The sequence below is a fragment of the Streptomyces sp. MAR4 CNX-425 genome, assembly GCF_048656465.1.
Lineage (GTDB): Bacteria > Actinomycetota > Actinomycetes > Streptomycetales > Streptomycetaceae > Streptomyces.
In genome coordinates this window covers 17115-34304 of record NZ_JBMDLF010000005.1, presented here as the reverse complement: position 1 = coordinate 34304, position 17190 = coordinate 17115, and the positions used below count along the sequence as shown (strand labels likewise).

At 76.0% G+C, this 17190-nt stretch carries 11 protein-coding genes and 1 pseudogene; 10 read left to right on the top strand and 2 right to left on the bottom strand.

The window, feature by feature from the left end; translation table 11 throughout:
* Position 1 precedes the first annotated feature (1 nt).
* From ACHZ99_RS15875 to ACHZ99_RS15850, 6 genes and pseudogenes are all read left to right on the top strand, one after another.
* Entirely contained in the window at positions 2 to 916 is a 915-nt protein-coding gene (locus tag ACHZ99_RS15875) for a DUF6457 domain-containing protein (protein WP_420305251.1), read from the top strand.
* Positions 913 to 2820: a molybdopterin molybdotransferase MoeA gene (locus tag ACHZ99_RS15870; protein WP_420305250.1), complete on the top strand. Its 1908-nt coding sequence runs from the start codon at positions 913 to 915 to the stop codon at positions 2818 to 2820. Before ACHZ99_RS15875 ends, ACHZ99_RS15870 begins: the two co-directional genes overlap by 4 nt.
* Positions 2817 to 3845 (top strand): annotated as a pseudogene (locus tag ACHZ99_RS15865) (potassium channel family protein); the annotation flags it as partial. The gene ACHZ99_RS15870 and the pseudogene ACHZ99_RS15865, both read left to right, overlap by 4 nt.
* A gap of 413 nt (positions 3846 to 4258) precedes the next feature.
* Entirely contained in the window at positions 4259 to 5236 is a 978-nt protein-coding gene (locus tag ACHZ99_RS15860) for an NAD(P)H-quinone oxidoreductase (RefSeq protein ID WP_420305249.1), read from the top strand.
* 1417 nt (positions 5237 to 6653) lie between these two features.
* Complete coding sequence (locus ACHZ99_RS15855) at positions 6654 to 7250, top strand: GNAT family N-acetyltransferase (protein WP_420305248.1); 597 nt, start codon at positions 6654 to 6656, stop codon at positions 7248 to 7250.
* A gap of 103 nt (positions 7251 to 7353) precedes the next feature.
* Positions 7354 to 7917, top strand: a complete 564-nt coding sequence (locus ACHZ99_RS15850; protein ID WP_420305247.1) for a bacterial proteasome activator family protein — start codon at positions 7354 to 7356, stop codon at positions 7915 to 7917.
* 161 nt (positions 7918 to 8078) lie between these two features.
* Here the strand turns inward: ACHZ99_RS15850 and ACHZ99_RS15845 are convergent, their stop codons facing one another.
* Positions 8079 to 9803 (bottom strand): protein kinase domain-containing protein, encoded by a 1725-nt coding sequence (locus ACHZ99_RS15845; protein ID WP_420305246.1) that lies wholly within the window; start codon positions 9801 to 9803, stop codon positions 8079 to 8081.
* Between the two features lie 371 nt (positions 9804 to 10174).
* Between ACHZ99_RS15845 and ACHZ99_RS15840 the strand changes: the two genes are divergently transcribed.
* Positions 10175 to 11833, top strand: coding sequence for a protein kinase domain-containing protein (locus ACHZ99_RS15840; protein WP_420305245.1), 1659 nt, complete (start codon positions 10175 to 10177; stop codon positions 11831 to 11833).
* A 127-nt stretch (positions 11834 to 11960) separates the two neighbouring features.
* On the opposite strand, the gene ACHZ99_RS15835 is transcribed toward ACHZ99_RS15840, so the two are convergent.
* Entirely contained in the window at positions 11961 to 12641 is a 681-nt protein-coding gene (locus tag ACHZ99_RS15835; protein WP_420305243.1) for a response regulator, read from the bottom strand.
* 353 nt (positions 12642 to 12994) lie between these two features.
* Between ACHZ99_RS15835 and pdhA the strand changes: the two genes are divergently transcribed.
* The 3 genes from pdhA to ACHZ99_RS15820 are packed head-to-tail and all read left to right on the top strand — an operon-like array spanning position 12995 to position 17142.
* Entirely contained in the window at positions 12995 to 14401 is a 1407-nt protein-coding gene (gene pdhA, locus ACHZ99_RS15830) for a pyruvate dehydrogenase (acetyl-transferring) E1 component subunit alpha (RefSeq protein WP_420305242.1), read from the top strand.
* Positions 14402 to 14403: 2 nt separating this feature from the next.
* Entirely contained in the window at positions 14404 to 15384 is a 981-nt protein-coding gene (locus ACHZ99_RS15825) for an alpha-ketoacid dehydrogenase subunit beta (protein WP_420305241.1), read from the top strand.
* A gap of 21 nt (positions 15385 to 15405) precedes the next feature.
* Positions 15406 to 17142, top strand: coding sequence for a dihydrolipoamide acetyltransferase family protein (locus tag ACHZ99_RS15820; RefSeq protein WP_420305240.1), 1737 nt, complete (start codon positions 15406 to 15408; stop codon positions 17140 to 17142).
* Positions 17143 to 17190 lie beyond the last annotated feature (48 nt).

The following is a 17190-nucleotide window of genomic DNA, read 5'->3' as shown; positions in this document are numbered from 1 at the left end:
CATGGAGGAGTCCGGCGGCACGGGACCCGGGGCGCACCCCGGCGCGGAGGCGCCCGGGGCGTACGACGCCGTCGTGCTCGCCGGGGGCGCCTCGCAGCGGCTCGGCGGGGTGGACAAGACCGCCCTGCGCGTCGGCGGGCGGACCCTGCTGGACCGGGTGCTGCGCGCGTGCCGCGGCGCCGGGCGGACCGTCGTCGTGGGGCCGCGGCGCCCCACGGTCCACCCGGTGACGTGGACCCGCGAGGCGCCGCCCGGCGGCGGCCCCGTCGCCGCGCTGGCCGCCGCGCTGCCGCTGACCTCGGCCGACACCGTCGTGCTGCTCTCCGGGGACCTGCCGTTCCTGGACGCCGCCGCCGTACGCACCCTCCTCGGCGCCCTCGCGGCGGCCGGCGACGACGTGGACGGGGCGATGTTCGTGGACGGCACCGGCCGCGACCAGCCGCTGGTCGCGGCCTACCGGGGCGAGTCGCTGCGGCGCGGCACGGCGCTGCTGGCCGTGGAGTACGGCGGTCCCGGCGGGCTCGCCGGGCTGCCGCTGCGGCTGCTCACGGCGGAGCTGCGGCTCGTACGGCCGGGCGCCGGTGAGACGTTCGACTGCGACACCTGGGAGGATCTGGCCACGGCCAGGGACCGGATCAGGGAGCATGGGCACGTGCTGGATGAATGGCTGGCAGCGGTCAAGGAAGAACTCGGCCTCGACACCGAGGTCGACACCCGTGTGCTGCTCGACCTCGCGCGCGACGCCGCGCACGGGGTGGCGCGCCCCGCGGCGCCGTTGACCACGTTCCTCGTCGGCTACGCGGCGGGGCGGGCCGGCGGCGGCCCGGAGGCGGTCGCGGAGGCGGCGCGCAAGGTCACGGCGCTGACCGAGCGGTGGGCGGAAGAGACGGCCGGGGAGGGCCGGCCGCAGCCATGACACCGGGTCGGCGGGGGGAGCGGCGCGCCCGCGGAACGGGCGGCGCGGAGGACGGCGCCCGGCGCGGCGGCGACGGCGAAGCCGGGGCGCGCGGCGACGAGTTCGCGGACGCGCTGGCGCTGGCCAACGAACCCCGCGACCTGGCCGCCACCTACGGCGACGCCTTCACCCTCGCCGACCCGCCCCCGCCGGCGGCACCGCGGCGGGGAAACGCCGGCGCGGCGGGAGCGCCGTCGACGGACGGGTCCGGCGACGCCCTGGCGCTGACGGACCAGGACGGCACTGGCGCGGCCCCGGATGCGTCGGTGCCGCCACGCCGCGGTAGCGGGCCGCGGCCAGGCGCGGACCGCGACGCCGCCCGCGAGGTGCGCGACGGGGCACACCGCCGCCCCGTGGAGCGGCCTGACCCCTCGGCGGCACCTACGGCCTCCCGCCGCGCCCCCGAAGGGCGGCGTGGCGACGGCGACCCGCTGGACGTGGCGCTCGGGCTCGACGGGCGTACCTCCGCCCGCCGCCCGCCCCGCGACTCCCGCGATCCCCGCGGGCTCTCCTGGGACGCCGCCCGCCGCGTCGCCGTACGGGCCGGGCGGCGGCTGCCCGCCGTCGCCGTGCCGGTGGCGGCCGCGTACGGGCAGGTGCTCGCGGAACCGCTCGCGGCCCTCGCCGACCTGCCGCCCTTCGACACCTCCGCCATGGACGGCTACGCCGTCGCCGGCCCCGGCCCCTGGCGGCTCGACGCCGCCGGCCACGGCATCCTCGCCGGCCACGACGCCCACCCCCCGCTGCCCGACGGCCACGCCGTACGCATCGCCACCGGCGCCCGCGTCCCGCCCGGCGCCACCGGCGTCCTCCGCTCCGAGCACGCCGAACTCCGCGACGACGGCACCCTCCTCGCCACCGCCGCCCCCCGCACCCCCGGCACCCCCGGCGCCCCCGGCGCCCGTACCGCCCACGACGTCCGCACCGGCCAGGACATCCGCCCCCGCGGCCAGGAGTGCCGCGCCGGCGTCGAACTGCTGCCCGCCGGCGAGCGCGTCACCCCGGCCGTCCTCGGGCTCGCCGCCGCCGCCGGCCACGACGACCTGCGCGTCGTCCGCCGGCCCCGCGTCGAGGTGCTCGTGCTCGGTGCCGAGCTGCTGCACCGCGGGCTGCCCCGGGAGGGCCGGATCCGGGACGCGCTCGGCCCGATGCTGGAGCCGTGGCTGCGGGCGTGCGGCGCCGAGCCGTTCGTCACGCGGCGCCTCGGGGACGACGCGGAGGCGCTGTACGAGGCCGTCGCCACGTCCACCGCGGACGTCGTCGTGACCACCGGCGGCACCGCCGCGGGCCCCGTCGACCACGTCCACGGCACCCTGCGCCGCCTCAAGGCCGACCTGCTCGTCGACGGCGTCGCGGTACGCCCCGGCCACCCGATGCTGCTCGCCGTGCTGCCGACCGGCGCCCACGTCGTCGGGCTGCCCGGCAACCCGCTGGCGGCGGTCTCCGGGCTGCTGACGCTCGCCGAGCCCCTGGTGCGGGTGCTCGGCGGCGCGCCCGTGCCGGAGCCGCCGGAGGCGGTGCTCGCCGCGGACGCGAAGGGACACCCCACCGACACCCGGCTGGTGCCGGTGGCAGTGGAGGCGGGGGGAGGACACGCGGCCGCGGCACAGGCCCCCGGGCAGCACGCCGCCCCCAGCCGCACCCGCGCGGCGCAGCCCCCCGGGCAGCCCGCGGCGTACCCCTCCGCCCGCCCCCTCCACTTCACCGGCCCCGCCATGCTCCGCGGCCTCGCCGCCGCCGACGCCCTCGCGGTCGTCCCGCCCGGCGGCGCCCGCGCCGGCGTCCCCGTACGGTTCCTCCGCCTCCCCTGGACCGCCGCCCCCGGAACCCCCGGATCCCTCGCCGCCCCGGCAGGCCCCGCGTGAGATACCCCGACCACCTGGCGCACCACGTCGCCCTGCCCCGCCGCCCCCGCGCCCCGCTGCGCCAGGTCGGCGGCCGCATCCTCGCCGCGCTCTTCGTCCTCGCGCTCGCCGTCTTCATCGTCTACCTCGGCCGCGACGGCTACAGCGACAACGCCGACGGCGAGGTCGGCCTGCTGGACGCCGCGTACTACGCCACCGTCTCCCTCTCCACCACCGGCTACGGCGACATCGTCCCCGTCTCCCACGGCACCCGGCTCACCACCGTGCTGGTGGTGACCCCGCTGCGCGTGCTCTTCCTGATCATCCTCGTCGGCACCACCCTTGAGGTGCTCACCGAACGCACCCGCCACCAGTGGCGGCTCGATCGCTGGAGGTCCGCGTTGCGCGATCACACCGTCATCGTCGGCTACGGCACGAAGGGCCGCTCGGCGCTCCAGACACTGCGCGCCAAGGGGCTGGAGAAGGGCCAGGTCGTGATCATCGACCCGAGCAGCAAGGTCGTCGAGGCGGCGAACGCCGACGGCTACGTCGGCGTCGTCGGCGACGCGACGCGCTCCACCGTGCTGCTGCGCGCCGAAGGACAGCGGGCGGCGCAGTTCGTCATCACGCCGCAGCGCGACGACACGGCGGTGCTGGTGACGCTGACGGTCCGGCAGCTGAACCCGCGGGCGAAGATCGTGACGGCCGTGCGCGAGGAGGAGAACGCGCCGCTGCTGCGCCAGTCCGGCGCGGACGCCGTGATCACCAGCTCCAGCGCCGCCGGCCGGCTGCTCGGCCTGTCGGTGCTGAGCCCCAGCGCCGGCACGGTGCTGGAGGACCTGATCGTGCAGGGCTCGGGCCTCGACCTCACCGAGCGCCCGGCGACCAAGGCGGAGGCCGGGCTGCTGCCGCGCGAGACGGAGGACCTGGTGGTGGCGGTCAAGCGCGGGCACCGGCTGATGGCGTACGACGACCAGGACGTCGGCCGGCTGGAGATGACGGACCGGCTGATCACCATCAGCCGGGCGGCCGGGCCGGCGAAGACCCCGGAGAAGGACCGCATAGTCACCCGCGAGGGTGGCTGGGACCTCGGCGGCCGCCGGGAGCGCAGCAACCGGGACTACGACGACATCGGCGACCACCGGGGCGCCAGGGACGCGCGCGGCTTCGGGGGCTACGACGAGCCGGGCGGCGGTACGGACCGTCCGCGCGGCCGGAACCGCAACGACGACCGCGGCCCGGGGGAGGACGACCGGGGCGGCGGGCGCGACGCGGAGTAGGAGCGTACGGGGGCGTCGCCGGTGCTGCCACCCGGCGAGGGCCACCGGCTCGCCGGCCGCCGCCGCACGGCACCTCCCCGCGGATGCCCGGGCGGACGGTCAACAAGCCGCGGCCGGGGCCGGGTGGCGTACGCCGGCCGCGCGGTGCAACGGCGGAAAAGACGGGTACCGTCCGGGGCATGCATGCGATCACCATCTCAGAGCCCGGCGGCCCCGATTCGCTCGTCTGGGCCGAGGTTCCCGACCCGGTGCCGGCGGAAGGCGAAGTGCTGGTCGACGTCGCCGCCGCGGGCGTCAACCGCGCGGACGTGCTCCAGCGCCAGGGGTTCTACGAACCGCCCGCCGGCGCGTCCCCGTACCCCGGACTGGAGTGCGCGGGCCGCATCGCCGCGCTCGGCGCGGGGGTGGCGGGCCGGCAGGTCGGCGACGAGGTGTGCGCCCTGCTGGCCGGCGGCGGGTACGCGGAGCGGGTCGCGGTGCCGGCCGGGCAACTGCTGCCCGTACCGCGCGGACACGACGTCGTGACCGCCGCCGCGCTGCCCGAAGTGGCGTGCACGGTCTGGTCGAACGTCTTCATGATCGCCCACCTGCGCCCCGGCGAGACGCTGCTCGTCCACGGCGGCGGCAGCGGCATCGGCACGATGGCGGTGCAGCTGGCCAAGGCGATCGGCGCCCGGGTGGCGGTGACGGCGGGCAGCGTGGAGAAGCTGGAGTACTGCCGCGAGCTGGGCGCCGACGTGCTGATCAACTACCGGGAGCAGGACTTCGTCAAGGAGGTGCGGGCGGCCACCGGGGGCGCGGGCGCGGACGTGATCCTGGACATCGTCGGGGCGCAGTACCTCGCGCAGAACGTGAAGGCGCTGGCGGTCAACGGCCGGATCGCGGTGATCGGGCTCCAGGGCGGCGTGAAGGGGGAGTTGAACCTCGGCGCGCTGCTGGCGAAGCGCGGGGCGATCACGGCGACGTCGCTGCGGGGGCGCCCGCCGGGCGAGAAGGCGGCGATCGTGGCGGCGGTGCGGGAGCACGTGTGGCCGCTGGTGGAGGCGGACCGGGTGCGGCCGATCGTGGACCGGACGCTGCCGGTCCGGAAGGCGGCGGAGGCGCACCGGGTGATGGAGTCGAGTGCGCACGTGGGGAAGCTGCTGCTGACGACGTGAGGCGAGGCGCCGCGGGGGCGCGGGGCACCGGTCGGCGTAGTCCCGAATGTCCGGTCTGGTGATGTATGTGACTGTGGTCACGTCAGCACTGCCCGCACGGAAGGGCCCTCGCCGTGGCTGCTCTCGCACGTCGCCTGCGCCTCGCGGCCGGGGTGCTGGCGGTGGTCGTGGGGCAGGCGCTGCCGGTGTCGCAGGAGGAGGCGGCGGCGTACGGGGCCGTGGGGGCGGCGACGTACGGGAAGCGCGGAACGCCGGTGTACGGACAGGGCGCCGCGGCGCACATCCCCGGCGCGGAGACCGGTGCGCATCGCGGTGCCGCGACGGGTGGCCGTGGCGCGGCGGTCGGCGTTCCCGGTGACGGCCCGCGCCCCGGCGACGCGGCCGGACACCGCGTCGCCACGGCGAGCTACGCGGACGGCCGCCCCGGCGCCGGGGCCGGTGGCCGTGACGCCGCGGTCGGTGGCCCCGCCGGCACAGGCGGGCGTCCCGGAGACGCGGCGGGCCACCGCGTGACCCCGGCCGGATACACCGCCGCCGCGGACGGCGGCCCCGGCGCCGCAGACGACCGCCCCGGCGACGTCGCCGACCGGCCCCCGGCCGCCGCGGTCGGCAGCGCCCGGGCCCGCGACCTCGCCCACGACGCCGACGGCGACGCCGACCGCCGCCGCCCCCCGGGCGGCCTCGCCGGCAGCGGCGCCGGTGAGGGCCGCCGCCACCCCGGCGGTCCGCACCCCGCCCCGCCCCGCCCCGAGCGCCCCACGCCACCGCCCCACGCCACCGCACCCGGCGCGCCCGGCGGACGAGGCGCACCCGCCCCCGGCCCACCCCGCGCCGACCGCCCCGCACCCCCCACCCCGCCCCGCCCCCAACCCCCGACCCCGGCCGCACCCCCGCCCCGGCCCCCCGACACCGCCCGAAGCCCCCGCCCGGACCACCCGGACCACTCCGCCCACCCCGACCACCCCGCCGCCCCCGCCCACCCGGCTCCGACCGTTCCCCCGCCGCCACCCCGACCCCCCACGGGAAGCACCGTGACGCCGACCGCCACCCCGGCACCGCGTCCCCCCACCGCAACGACCACCCGCACCCCGGCGACCGCGCCCCCGGCCCGTACCGCAGCAGCAACGCCCCCGTACCCGGCACCGACCACACCCCGGACCCCGCGCAGAGCCTCACCTTCGTCCCGGACGCCCAGGCCGGCGCCGCCACGGACCGCGCCTCGCGGCACACCCCCGGCGCGGCGGACCGCGTCCTGCCCCTAGGCGCCGGCATGGCCCTCACCGGCCTGGGCCTGGCATACATCGCCCTACGCCTCCGCCGCCACTGACCCACCCGCAGCGCCCCGCCCGCCCCGCGCCCCGGCCGCCGCCGCCCCCGGCCCGCACCTGACCCCGCACCGCCCCGCTACCCTGCGCGAATGGACCCGGCCACACCCCCGCCTGCCCCCACCGAAACCCCCGCCGTCCTCGACGCCCCCGCCCTCGCCGCCGCGCCCCGCCTCGCCGCCGGCTTTCCCGCCGCCGCCCACCGCCTCCTCGCCGCGCTCGTCCGCGACGGCGCCGCGCTGGGCTGGGTCGACCCGCCGACCCCCGCGGACGTGGCCGCGCTCCTCGACGACGTGCTCGCCGCCGCCCGCGCCGGCGACGCCGCCCTGCGGGCCGCGTACCTCGACGACCGGCTCGTCGGCCTCGGCTACTGGCTCCGCTACGCCCGCCCGACCCACCGCCCCCACGCGGACCTGGAGAAGCTCGCGGTGGCCGCCGCCGCGCACGGCCGCGGGGTCGGCCGGGCGCTGACGGCCGCGCTGGTCGCCGACGCGCGGGCGGCGGGCATCGAGGTCCTCACCCTCGACGCCCGCGGCGACAACGCCGCCGCCCTCCGCCTCTACCGCTCGCTCGGCTTCACCGAGTACGGCCGTCTCCCCGGGTTCGTCGCCGTCGGGGAGCGCCGCTACGACAAGGTCTTCTGCATGCTGGACCTCCGCCCTCGGGGCAGCACCCGGAGTGACCCCTGAAGCAGCCGTCCGACCCGACCCCTCCGCACCTCCTCCCCGCCCTCTCCCCACCGCTCAAGATCCCGGGCGTCCCGCCCCCGGACCCGTGCGCGACAATGGGCGCATGAATACTCCGAGCAACGAGCGTCCGCCGGAGACCCCCCAGGTGGTGGTGGTCGGACCCGACGGCATGGCACGCGGGACAGTCGCGTCGGCCGACGGCGGCGCGGACGAGGAGGCCCGCGAGATCCCGCTGACGGACAAGGTCGAGCAGCCTGCGAAGGTCATGCGCATCGGCAGCATGATCAAGCAGTTGCTGGAGGAGGTACGGGCCGCGCCCCTCGACGAGGCGAGTCGCGCCCGGCTGAGGGAGATCCACGCCAGCTCGGTGAAGGAGCTGGAGGACGGTCTCGCGCCCGACCTGATCGACGAGCTGGACCGGCTGACGCTGCCGTTCACCGACGAGACCGTGCCGACCGAGGCGGAGCTGCGCATCGCGCAGGCGCAGTTGGTCGGCTGGCTCGAAGGGCTGTTCCACGGCATCCAGACCACGCTGTTCGCGCAGCAGATGGCGGCGCGGGCGCAGCTGGAGCAGATGCGCCGGGCGCTGCCGCCCGGCGGCCTCGGCGGCGACGAGCAGGGCGAGGCCGGTCCGGAGCAGGGCCGTACCGGCGGCCCGTACCTCTGAGCGATCGACCGTCCGATCGGGTAGTCACCTGTCCCACCCGGGCCGGTTCCGTACCGGATACGCGCCCCGCGCAATGCGCCCCCGCGCGGTCCGCCCGTACGGAGCCGGCCCGCCGCCCTGCTCCGGCCCGCTGCCCTCCGGGCGGGCTGCTCCGGACCGCCTTACTCCGGGTGCCCCGACGCGATGACCAGCTCGATCTTGTCCTTCGACGGGTCGAAGTAGTCGTCGAAGTTGTCGAAGTTCTGCTCCAGCACCGTGTCCTTGCCCCACAGCTCGTCGGGCTCCTCGTCCACCTCGTACGACCACTGCGCCGCGCGCAGGCACTCGCGCACCGACTGGTAGTCCTTGAAGGTGAAGTCCGGGACGCGGACCAGGTTCTCGTTCTGGGGGTCGGTCAGCGGGTCCGTGCAGCGGGTCTTGTCGATGGTGCGGGAGCGGTCCGGCGGGATGAAGTCGTCGCCTTGGCCGCCGTCGCTTCCGCCGCTGTCCGCGCCCGGTTCGGTGGTGGGGTCCTTCTGTTGCGTCGGGGTGCTCTGCTTGGCCTGGGGCTGGCCGCCGTCGTCGCCGCCGCTGAGCGCGATGACGAGGATGACCGCGGCCACCGCCACGACGGCGACGACGGCCGTCAGCGCGATGACGGCCTGGTTCCGGTTGCCTCCGCCCCCGGTGCCGCCCCCGCCGCCGCCCGGTCCGGCGTGGGGGACGCCGCCGTGCGGCGCGGGGCTGATCGTGTACGGCGGGGGCGTGGAGAACCCGCCGTGCTGAGGCTGCCCCGGCACCCCGGGCCCCATCGGTGCCCCCGTCCCCGCCCCCGGCTGCGCCGGGCCGAAGCCGCCCTGCTGCATCGGCTGGTACGGGGTCGCGGCGCCCCCGGCCGGGGGCTGCGACTGGTACGGGTTGACCGGCGGGAACACCGCCGAGCCGACGCCCGCGCCCGAGTCGCGCGCGTGGTCGCCGCCGACGACGGACGGCATCGCGCCGGGCGGCGTCATCCCGCCCGCCCGGCGCACCTCCTCGCGCATCTCCTCGGCGCTGCCGAACCGGTCGTTCGGGTTCTTCGCCAGCGCCCGCGCCACCAGCGCGTCGACCACCGGCGGGATCGTCATGTTGATGGCGGACGGCGCCGGCGGCTGCTCCTGCACGTGCGCGTACGCGATCGCCAGCGGCGAGTCCGCGTCGAACGGCAGCCGCCCGGTCAGCAGCTCGAAGAGCAGCACGCCCACCGAGTACAGGTCGGAGCGGGCGTCGACGCCGCGGCCCAGCGCCTGCTCGGGGGAGAGGTACTGCGGGGTGCCGACGACCATGCCCGTCTGCGTCATCGACGTGACGCCGGACTGCACGGCGCGCGCGATGCCGAAGTCCATCACCTTGACCTGCTCGCGGCGCGTCATCATGACGTTCCCGGGCTTGATGTCGCGGTGGACGAGCCCCATCTCGTGACTGGCGTCGAGCGCGGCCAGCACGTCGGCGGTGATCCGCAGCGCCTTCTCCGTCGGTATCGCGCCGAACCGCGCCACGTCCTCGTCGAGCACCGAGCGCAGCGGGCGGCCCTCGACGTACTCCATGACGATGTACGGCACGGGCCCGCCGGCCTCGCCGGGGGCGCCGGCGAGGCGGTCCTCGCCGGTGTCGAAGACGGAGACGACGTTCGGGTGGGACAGCCGGGCGACGGCCTGGGCCTCGCGGCGGAAGCGCTCGCGGAAGGAGTCCTCGCGGCCGAGTTCGGTGTGCAGGGTCTTCACCGCGACCTGGCGGTCCAGCACGGTGTCGTGGGCGAGGTGGACGGAGGCCATGCCGCCGGTGCCCAGCAGGTCGAGGAGCCGGTAGCGGCCGCCCCCCACGGATCGACCGGCGTAGTCGTCCTGGCCGCCGCCGTGCTCGGTCATGCTGAATTCTCCCCCGGGTGCCGACTTGATGCTGAAAGTCTGCCTCAGGTAGAGGAGAGGTCAAGCGGCTTGCCCGTTCCGTGACCACCTGCCCCCTTGCCGCGTCCCTTTGCACCCCCTTTACCCGCCGCGGTATGCCCAAGCTCACTCCCACCGGCGCCATGCGCCCCCGCCTGCGCCCCTCTCGCACGCCCCCCGCCCGGGATTTGCGTACGAACCCCCCGACCCGGTTGCATGTTCCGTTCAGCGGACCCGGTGAGTCGGAGGCACGAGGTAGCGTGCCCCTACCGGATGGATGCGAAGACAACGACGCGGACGCCGGTGCAGACGACGACGAACCGACGACGAGACCGAACCACGGCGAGGAACTGATGTCACAGACGGAGCCCCCCGAGGAGCCGTCGGCGAAGGGGCCGGGCCGCGGCGGTATGGCCGACTCGCCGGAGAACTGGGGCGTGGGCGGGCTCGTCGGAGACGGCCGCTACCGCCTCACCCGCCGCCTCGGCCGCGGCGGCATGGCCGAGGTCTTCGCCGCGGAGGACGTGCGCCTCGGCCGCGAGGTGGCGGTCAAGCTGCTGCGCAGCGACCTCGCCGAGGACCCGGTCTCCAAGGCCCGCTTCACGCGCGAGGCGCAGTCGGTCGCGGGCCTGAACCACCACGCGGTCGTCGCCGTGTACGACTCGGGCGAGGACCAGGTCGCCGGCGGCACCGTGCCGTACATCGTCATGGAGCTGGTCGAGGGCCGGACGATCAAGGAGCTGCTGACCGGCGCCGAGATCCCGCCGCCCGACCAGGCGCTCCTGATCATCTCGGGGGTGCTGGAGGCGCTGGCGTACAGCCACCAGCACAGCATCGTCCACCGCGACATCAAGCCCGCGAACGTCATCATCACCACCACCGGCGCGGTGAAGGTGATGGACTTCGGCATCGCCCGCGCGCTGCACGGCGCGGCCTCCACCATGACCCAGACCGGCATGGTCATGGGCACCCCGCAGTACCTCTCCCCCGAGCAGGCGCTCGGCCGCGCCGTCGACACCCGCTCCGACCTCTACGCCGTCGGCTGCCTGCTGTACGAGCTGCTGACCGGCCGGCCGCCGTTCGTCGGTGAGACCCCGCTGTCCGTCGTCTACCAGCACGCCCAGGACAACGCCGTGCCGCCGTCCCGGATCAGCGCGGACGCGCCGCCGGAGCTGGACGGCCTGGTCATGCGGTCGCTGGCCAAGGAGCCGGAGGACCGCTTCCAGACCGCCGACGAGATGCTCGGCCTGTTGCAGTACGCGCTGCGCATGCTGCGCGACGTCGGCCCGCACACGGGCACGTGGGACACCGGCGCGGTCTCCGTCGGCGGTACGCCCCCGATGGGCACCCCGGCCGTGGGCGCCACCGCGGCCACCGCCGCGCTGGCCTCGGCGGGCGGCGACACCCCGCAGCAGCCGCTGCTCCGGGCCGGCGGGCCGGACGACGGCGGGTTCGACCCGGGGCCGCGGCAGGGCGGTCGCGGGCGCGGGAAGGTGTGGGCGGTGGCCGCGCTGGCGCTGATCGCGATAGTGCTGGGCGTGGCGTTCGCGATGAGCGGCGGCGAGGAGGAGAACCCGAAGAAGGTGCCGCCGTCGTCGTCGTCGGAGAAGCCGTCTCCCACGAAGGACAAGGAGACGGAGGAGGAGGAGCCGCCGCCGACGGAGGAAGAGCCGACGTACGAGGACGACGAGCCCACGTACGAGGACACCGAGGAACCGCCGCCGACCAACTCGCCGACGGACCTGCCGACCGACTCCTCAAGCCCCACGGGCTCGCCGTCCGAGCCGGGCGATGTCGGCGGCGGTACGACGGGCGAGGACAGCGGCGGCACCAGCGACGGCGGCGACGTCGGCGGCGGCGAGACGGGCGAGACCACCGGGGACGCCGAGGGCGGCGACATCGACGGCACCGACACGACCGGCGAGACGACGGGCGACCCCGCCGGCGGCGGCGCCGGAGGCGAGACCGTCGACGGCAACGTGGCGAACGGCGGCGCCGGCACCGACGGCTGACCCCGGCCCCGGGGCCGCTCCCGCCCGCGCCGGGGCGCCCCGAGCGGCGTTCCCGGCTCCGGGTGGGGCCCGGTCCCGGGCGGCGGTCCTGCCCCCGGGCGGCGGCCCGGTGTCCCGCCTGTTCCGTCTACCCCTCCCGCTCGCCGCCGCCCTGCTGCTCGGCCTGCCTGCGCGCCACGTACGCCGCCGCCTGCGACCTGCGCTCCATGCCCAGCTTCGACAGCAGGCTCGACACATAGTTCTTGATCGTCTTCTCTGCCAGGTGCAGCCGCTCCCCGATCGCCCGGTTCGTCAGCCCCTCGCCGATCAGGTCGAGAATCCTGCGCTCCTGGTCCGTCAGCCCGGCCAGCCGCTCGTCGTCCCGCCCGCGTCCCCCGTCGCGCAGCCGCTCCAGCACCCGCGCCGTCGCCACCGGGTCCAGCAGCGACTTTCCCGCCGCCACGTCCCGTACGGCCGTCAGCAGCTCGTTGCCCCGGATGGCCTTCAGGACGTATCCCGAGGCCCCGGCCATGATCGCGTCGAACAGCGCCTCGTCGTCGGAGAACGACGTGAGCATCAAGCACTTGATGCTCTCGTCCCGGGACCGGATGTCCCGGCACACCTCCACCCCGCTGCCGTCCGGCAGCCGGACGTCGAGCACCGCCACGTCCGGCCGCACCGCCGGGATGCGGACCAGCGCGTCGGCCGCCGTGCCGGCCTCGCCGACGACGTCGATGTCCGGCTCGGCCTGAAGCATCTCGTGCACTCCCCGACGCACCACTTCGTGGTCATCGAGTAGGAATACGGTGATTTTTCCGTCTATGCCCACGGCCCCAGTCTCACATACCGGGTCTTCCCGCGCTCACGGCCGCCGGGATAACGTGCCAGTGTCCCGGCAGCCTGCGAGGCTGTGACCAGTGGACCTGCTGCCGACGACGGCGCGCCCGGCCCTGCATTACTAGGAAATCAAAGCAAAACCGCAGGTCAGGACGGATCGCGAAGCAGCGGACCACTGTGTAACGTGCCTGCCAGTGGGAAGGATTGCCGGGCGCCTGTCACACCCGACCCCCCTTGGTGCACCCACCCCGTGCACCTGGGAACCGGGTGAGCCGCCCTCCGCTGCCGCGGGGGACCCGAAGGCCACCGGCGATCCCGGGGGCCGGAGAGACGTCAGGAGAGACCGTGACCGAGAGCACTGCCGCGCGCGAACCGCGCCGCAGCAGCAAGCGCACCAGCGGGAGCGACGGCGGAGGCGCGAGCGCGGCCGCGAAGAAGGCAGCGGCACCCGCGAGCGGGAAGCCGCCCGCGAAGAAGGCCGCCGCCAAGAAGACCGCGAAGCCGGCGGCCAAGAAGGCCCCCGCGAAGAAGGCCCCCGCGCGGAAGACCGCCAAGAAGGCCCCCGGCGGGGCCCCGGCGAAGACGGCGGCCCGGGCGACGGCCGCCCACCCCACGGCTTCGGCCACGGCGATGCCCGCCGCCGACGACACCGGGCTGGTGCAGCTCCTCACCCCCGAGGGCGAGCGCGTCGAGCACCCCGACTACGCCGTCGACCCCACCCCCGAGGAGCTCCGCGGCCTCTACCGCGACATGGTCCTCACCCGCCGCTTCGACGCCGAGGCCGTCACCCTCCAGCGCCAGGGCGAGCTGGGCCTGTGGCCCTCGCTGCTGGGCCAGGAGGCCGCCCAGGTCGGCTCCGGCCGGGCGACCCGCGAGGACGACTACGTCTTCCCCACCTACCGCGAGCACGGCGTCGCCTGGTGCCGCGGCGTGGACCCGACGCTGCTGCTCGGCATGTTCCGCGGCGTGAACAACGGCGGCTGGGACCCGAACGGCAACAACTTCCACCTCTACACGATCGTCATCGGCTCCCAGGCGCTCCACGCCACCGGCTACGCGATGGGCGTCGCCAAGGACGGCGCCGACTCCGCCGTCGTGGCGTACTTCGGCGACGGCGCCTCCAGCCAGGGCGACGTGGCCGAGTCGTTCACCTTCGCCGCCGTCTACAACGCCCCGGTCGTCTTCTTCTGCCAGAACAACCAGTGGGCCATCTCCGAGCCCACCGAGCGCCAGTCCCGCGTCCCGCTCTACCAGCGCGCCGCCGGCTACGGCTTCCCCGGCGTCCGCGTCGACGGCAACGACGTCCTCGCCGTGCTCGCCGTCACCCGCAAGGCGCTGGAGCACGCCCGCTCCGGCCAGGGCCCGATGCTGGTCGAGGCGTACACGTACCGCATGGGCGCCCACACCACCTCCGACGACCCCACCCGCTACCGCCGCGACGACGAGCGCGCCGCCTGGGAGGCCAAGGACCCCCTCCTGCGGCTGCGCATCCTGCTGGAGCGGGAGGAGCTCGCCGACGAGGCGTTCTTCGCCGCGCTCGACGAGGAGAGCGACGCGCTGGCCCGGCGGGTGCGCGAGGCCATCCGGACCATGGCGGACCCGGACCCGATGGCCATCTTCGAGAACATCTACGCCGACGGGCACGCGGTCGTCGACGAGGAGCGCACGCAGTACGCGGCCTACCAGGCGTCCTTCGCGGACCACGCGGACGTTGCCGACGAGGCGGGCGCCGCCGCCGGGAAGGGGCACTGACCATGGCGATCGAGAAGATGGCGCTGGCCAAGGCGATCAACGCCTCCCTGCGCACGGCCATGGAGGACGACGCGAAGGTCCTCGTCATGGGCGAGGACGTCGGCAAGCTCGGCGGCGTCTTCCGCGTCACCGACGGGCTGCAGAAGGACTTCGGCGAGGAGCGGGTCATCGACTCGCCGCTCGCCGAGTCCGGCATCGTCGGCACCGCGATCGGGCTGGCGCTGCGCGGCTACCGGCCGGTGGTGGAGATCCAGTTCGACGGGTTCGTCTTCCCCGCGTACGACCAGATCGTCACGCAGCTCGCGAAGATGCACGCGCGGGCGCTGGGCACGGTCAAGCTGCCGGTCGTCATCCGCATCCCGTACGGCGGCGGCATCGGCGCGGTGGAGCACCACAGCGAGTCGCCGGAGGCGCTGTTCGCGCACGTGGCGGGGCTGAAGTGCGTCTCGCCCTCGACGCCCGCGGACGCCTACTGGATGCTGCAGCAGGCCGTCCACAGCGACGACCCGGTGATTTTCTTCGAGCCCAAGCGGCGCTACTGGGACAAGGGCGAGGTCAACACCTCCGCGATCCCCGGCCCGCTGCACGAGGCGCGGGTCGCGCGGGAGGGCACGGACGTCACGCTCGCGGCGTACGGGCCGATGGTGAAGACGTGTCTGGAGGTCGCCGCGGCGGCGGCCGAGGAGGGCACGTCGCTGGAGGTCGTGGACCTGCGGTCGATGTCGCCGATCGACTTCGACACCGTGCAGCGGTCGGTGGAGAAGACGGGCAGGCTGGTCGTCGTGCACGAGGCCCCGGTCTTCTACGGCTCCGGCGCGGAGATCGCCGCGCGCATCACGGAGCGGTGCTTCTACCATCTGGAGGCCCCGGTGCTGCGCGTCGGCGGCTTCCACGCGCCGTACCCGCCGGCGAGGCTGGAGGAGGAGTACCTCCCGAACCTGGACCGGGTGCTCGATGCCGTCGACCGCGCGCTGGCGTACTGAAGAGGGAGCGTGTCCGTGACCATGAGCAACACAGCGGGCCTCCGCGAGTTCCGGCTGCCCGACGTGGGCGAGGGCCTGACGGAGGCGGAGATCCTCAAGTGGTACGTCCAGCCGGGCGACGCCGTGCACGACGGCATGGTGGTCTGCGAGGTGGAGACGGCCAAGGCGGCGGTGGAGCTGCCCATTCCGTTCGACGGGGTGGTGCGGGAGATCCGGTACGCGGAGGGCGACACGGTCGACGTCGGGACGACGATCATCGCCGTCGACCCGGAGCCGGGCGCCGCGGATGCCGGGGCCGCGGGTGTCCCCGCGGACGGCGGGGCGGGACCGGAGGAGCCTCCGGCCGCCCCGGGCGCCGGGCCTGCGGCCGGAGCGGCGGGCGCCGGCGGAACCTCGTCCGAACCGGAGGCCGGGGACACCGCCGCCGCCGGCGGCGCCAAGCGGGAGCCGGTGCTCGTCGGCTACGGCGTGGCGCAGAGCTCGACGAAGCGCCGGCCGCGCAAGCCGCAGGCGGGCGCTGAGGCAGCGGCGGCATCCGCGGCGATCCAGGGCGAACTGAACGGCACGGCGCCGGCGGCGGCGCAGGCGCCCGGCGCCCCGGCGGGCACGGCCCCGGCGGGCACGGCCCCGGCGGGCACGGCCCCGGCGGGCACGGCCCCGGCGGGCACGGCGCCGGCGGGCACGGTCCCGGCGGGCCACGGCGCCGCCGCGCCGGCCCAGGCCCCGCCGGCGCCGCAGGCGCCCGGCGGTCCCGCGGGACCCGGCGGCGCTCCGGCCGCAGCCGCCGCCGCGGCACCCGCCGCGCCCGCCGCAGGCGGCACCGCAGGCGGCCGCGTGCTCGCCAAGCCGCCGGTACGCAAGCTCGCCAAGGACCTCGGCGTCGACCTGACCGCCGTCGTGCCCACCGGCGACGGCGGCGTCATCACCCGCGACGACGTCCACGCCGCCGCGGCCCCGGCGCCGGCCGCGCCCGCGCAGCCCGTGGAACCGGCTCCGCGGCCCACGCCGGCCCCCGCCCCCGCCCCCGCCCCCGTCCCCGCGACCGCGGAGACCGCCGCCCGGGAGACCCGGATCCCCATCAAGGGCGTCCGCAAGGCCACCGCACAGGCGATGGTCACCAGCGCCTTCACCGCGCCGCACGTCACGGAGTTCGTCACCGTCGACGTCACCCGCACGATGAAGCTCGTCCGCGAACTCAAGGAGGACCCCGACCTCGCCGGGCTGCGGGTCAACCCGCTGCTCCTCGTCGCGAAGGCGCTGCTCCTCGCGATCCGGCGCAACCCCGAGGTGAACTCCGCCTGGGACGAGGACCGCCAGGAGATCGTCCGCAGGCACTACGTGAACCTGGGCATCGCCGCCGCCACCCCCCGCGGCCTGATCGTGCCGAACATCAAGGACGCGCACGCCAGGACGCTCCCCGAGCTGGCCACGGAGCTGGCCGGGCTCGTGAGCACCGCCCGCGAGGGGAAGACGACGCCCGAGGCGATGCAGGGCGGCTCGGTGACCATCACCAACGTCGGCGTCTTCGGCGTCGACACCGGCACCCCCATCCTCAACCCCGGCGAGCCGGCGATCCTCGCCTTCGGCGCGATCAAGCAGCAGCCGTGGGTGCACAAGGGCAAGGTCAAGCCGCGGTACGTGACGACGCTCGCGCTGTCCTTCGATCACCGGCTGGTCGACGGGGAGCTGGGCTCGAAGGTGCTCGCGGACATCGCCGCGGTGCTGGAGCGCCCGAAGCGGCTGATGACCTGGAGCTGACGGTACGTCCGTACGCCCCCGGCACCCGGACGGGTGCCGGGGGCGTAC